Origin of the sequence: Accumulibacter sp. (genome assembly GCF_029255285.1) — a bacterium.
Lineage (GTDB): Bacteria > Pseudomonadota > Gammaproteobacteria > Burkholderiales > Rhodocyclaceae > Accumulibacter.
In genome coordinates, this window is the sequence record NZ_JAPUVI010000082.1 from 1 (window position 1) to 3,841 (window position 3,841).

Genomic DNA, 3,841 nt, shown 5'->3' on the forward strand with positions numbered 1-3,841 from the left:
CAGCGAAGAGGTGCGCATTCTACAGCGTTTCTCAACCCTGTCAAGCATTTCGTTTTTCTAAAACAGCACCAGAAATCCGAAACACCCGCCACGCTCGCACACCGGAAGCCCTTCTCCAACATGCCACTCTGCGCCACCGGGGCCCGTCAATCAGGCCCCGCCGCGAAAGAGGACGCATTATAAAGAACTATCAAAGCACGTCAAGAGATCAGAGATATAAATATTGAGAAGCCCCTTCCCCTCCGCAGCAGGTCGGACTTACTGACGAACCAACGCCGCGTCTTCACTCGCCCTCATGGACGATACCGCGGCTTTTCATGCGATAGACCATCTGAGGTCGAGTGATGCCGAGCAAACGGGCCGCCGCGGCAACATTGCCATTGGCTCTCTCGACCGCCCTTTTCAGTAAAAGCGTTTCGATCTCGTCCAACGAGACGTTGTCACAGTCGCTTCCCTCTCCCAGCAGCAGGTTATTCACCCTTCGGCTTACGCGATCGACTTCCCTGTCGGGGTTCTGATCTGCCACGAACGCCGCCGGATCGCTGGCGATCAACCGGCCCTCGCGACCAATTTCAAAGCGCTGCTCGCCGAAACGTTCTCCGCTAGTGAACAGATGCGACGTATCGATAGCGCCGTTATCGGATGCAAGTATCACCCCCCGCTCAATGACGTTCTCCACTTCCCGCACATTGCCAGGCCAGTCATAGGACAGCATTGCGTCGACTGCACGCTCGGTAAACCCGGTCAGCCGGCGCCCGTGCAGACGGTTGTATTTCGTGAGGAAGTGAGTCATCAGCAGCGGAATGTCCTCGCGGCGCTCGCGGAGGGGCGTGATGCGGACCGGGAATACATTCAAACGGAAAAAGAGATCCTCCCGGAAACGACCGGCTTTCACCTCTTCACGCAAATCGACGTTGGTCGCGGCGATCACCCGGACATCCACCGTGCGCGTGTGCGTATCACCCAAGCGCTCGATCTCGCCTTCCTGCAGCACGCGCAGCAGTTTGCCCTGTGCGCTGGCACTGAGCGTTCCGATCTCATCGAGGAACAAGGTTCCGCCATCTGCGCGCTCGAAGCGGCCCAGGCGACTCTGCAGTGCGCCGGTAAACGCTCCGCGCTCGACGCCAAAGAGTTCCGACTCGATCAACTGCTCCGGAATGGCCGCGCAGTTGACCGCCACAAAGGGCATCGAACTGCGCGCACTGAGCCGGTGAAGCGTTCGGGCAAACACCTCCTTGCCGACACCACTCTCCCCCAGGAAAAGCACCGTTGCCTGCGTAGGCGCGACCCGTCTGACCATATGAAGAACGGCCGCATAGCTCGGCGATATCCCGACCGGCCCCGCCGTCGTGGAGTCCCCGTCGTTCGGCTTGCCCACCTCGCTCGGCAAGCGCCGCCCCACTAGCGCCGGAGATTCGTCAAACGTCTGAGGCATCATGTAACGCAAATCGTCCGCCGCCTCGTCGCCCCACTCCTCGACCAGCTTTCCGACGATGCGGCACGCGGCATGCCCCATCGACTGGCATTCGACCTCCCGATAAAGTACTTGGCGCCCCATGAATTCGGTCGAAAAACCCGACGCGTAGCCGATCTGCATCCAGCACGCCGGCTCGTCGCCGATCGGGAAATGACGGATATGCTCCTCGTCCTCAACCTGACTGGTCCAGACGAACTCGCCATAGTGCCTACCGGCCTCGACATCGAACTCAAGCCGAACCGCCTCCGAGATTCCGATCCCCTCGAGGCAGTGCATCTGAGGCCCGACAACAAACATGTCTTTCAGGGAAGTCTTGGAACGCACCTTGCGCGCCATCTGCGCGTCGTACACACCGGCGTGATAGCCCATGCGCGTCATAAAGCCTCGCGCCGCATCCATACCCAGCGCCTCGATCATCTCCCGTCGCAACGTTCCCAGCGACTTGGCGTGAATCAGCAACATCCGCTGATCATCCAACCAGATGCGCCCGTCGCTGGTTGAAAAGCGCAAGCGCGCAAGCAGGTCCGCCAGATCCGGAAAGCTCACCTTCTCAGGATCAAGGACTGACATTTGGCTTCCCGAGGCCAAAGGCGTCTTAGCGATCGTCTTCATGCTCATCTCCAGGGGCAGAGTAGGCCAGGCCTCTCATGCCTTCTCCATCCAAAACTCTCATCCTCACCACCTCCAGGCGGCACACCGTCTGCAGTAGCTCCGCGAAAGATACGCCAGCTTTCCGCCACGCAATACCGCCGCCGGGAAGACTATGAATGCATTGATACATATTGCACTGCAATATTTATTAATGCATTAAATCATTTGATTCACTAACCGCCCTGCGCAGCACCGCCAAAAACGCGTTCGTGGCATGACAAGCACCACAAAAAAGTGGAAAAACGCCGCTGCCACAACGACGTATCTAAATAGCACCGCCTTCCGCTCCCGATCGTGGCACGGGTCATGCTAACTCTAACGGCAAAGGCCGCAAGTGTGACGAAATGCTTCAGCCCCTAAAGCTTGCCAGCAATCGTCACACACCAGATGAGCCAGAAGCCCCAGTCAGAGAGGCAAATCAGGGAGACAAACCCCACGCAATTCGCACACAAGCATGACGGCACCGCACGGTGCCCAAGGCACAGGCTGCATGCCTGGCGTTTGCCTCCCCACGTCAGTTCCCACGACACACCAAGCCGGCTCGCCGCCGCCTTGCGCGGTTGTGTATGACGAAGCAAGACCGGTGAGTTGAAGCACCCATAGGTAGCCCCTTGATTTAGACCATGGATAGGAGATCAGCGTGACCCAAATCAACCAAGAGACTCAACACAAAATCGCCAAAGTGTCGGCGATGCTGGAAGAAGACCCGGCCAAAAATGTCTACCGCATCGACCGCGCAGCCTTCACCGACGAAGAGCTGTTCGAGCTCGAGATGAAGCACATCTTCGAAGGCAACTGGATTTACCTGGCCCACGAAAGCCAGATCCCGAACCCCAACGACTACCTGAACATCTACGTCGGCCGCCAGCCGGTGCTCATCACCCGCGACAAGACCGGCCAACTCCACGCGATGGCCAACACGTGTACTCACCGTGGCGCCACGCTTGCCCGTCACAAGAAGGGCAACAAATCGAGCTTCACCTGCCCGTTCCACGGCTGGACGTTCAACAACACCGGCAAGCTGCTCAAGGTCAAGGATCAGACCCCCGACGCCGGCTACCCCGAGTGCTTCAACAAGAACGGCAGCCACGACCTGGTCAAGCTGGGCGCCTTCGAAAACTATCGCGGCTTCCTGTTCGGCAGCATCAACCCCGACGTCGTGCCGCTCGCCGAGCACCTCGGCGAAGCCGCCAAGATCATCGACATGATCGTCGACCAGTCGCCCGAAGGCATCGAAGTGCTGCGTGGCTCCGGCGCCTACACCTTCGACGCCAACTGGAAGCTCCAGGCCGAAAACGGCGCCGACGGCTACCACGTCACCGCAGTGCACTGGAACTACGCCGCCACCCAGGGCCGCCGCACGACCGACGGCAAGGTTGACACCATCAAGGCCATGAGCGCCGGCGGCTGGGCGCGCAAGGGCGGCGGCTCCTACTCGTTCAAGAACGGCCACATGCTGCTGTGGACCAACTGGGCCAACCCGGAAGACCGTCCCCTGTGGGCCAAGCGCGACGAATGGATCGAGAAGTTCGGCGAAGCCCGGGCCGACTGGATGCTGAGCAAGTCCCGCAACCTGTGCCTGTACCCGAACGTCTATCTGATGGACCAGTTCAGCTCGCAGATCCGCGTGCTTCGTCCGCTCGCCGTCGACAAGACCGAAGCCATCATCTACTGCATCGCGCCGAAGGGCGAAGCGCCGGAAGCCCGCGCCCG

3 protein-coding genes are annotated in these 3,841 nt (G+C 59.8%); 2 read left to right on the forward strand and 1 reads right to left on the reverse strand.

Annotated elements, in window-relative coordinates; all coding sequences use genetic code 11:
* Positions 1–183: hypothetical protein (locus Q1M07_RS09245; RefSeq protein WP_300453250.1), on the forward strand; the 183-nt coding region annotated here is incomplete at its 5' end.
* Between the two features lie 100 nt (positions 184–283).
* On the opposite strand, the gene Q1M07_RS09250 is transcribed toward Q1M07_RS09245, so the two are convergent.
* Complete coding sequence (locus Q1M07_RS09250; protein ID WP_300453252.1) at positions 284–2,089, reverse strand: sigma-54-dependent Fis family transcriptional regulator; 1,806 nt, start codon at positions 2,087–2,089, stop codon at positions 284–286.
* Between the two features lie 730 nt (positions 2,090–2,819).
* On the opposite strand from Q1M07_RS09250, the gene Q1M07_RS09255 reads away from it, so the two are divergent.
* Positions 2,820–3,841, forward strand: a 1,022-nt coding sequence (locus Q1M07_RS09255; protein WP_300453254.1) for a Rieske 2Fe-2S domain-containing protein, incomplete at its 3' end; no start/stop codon positions are given.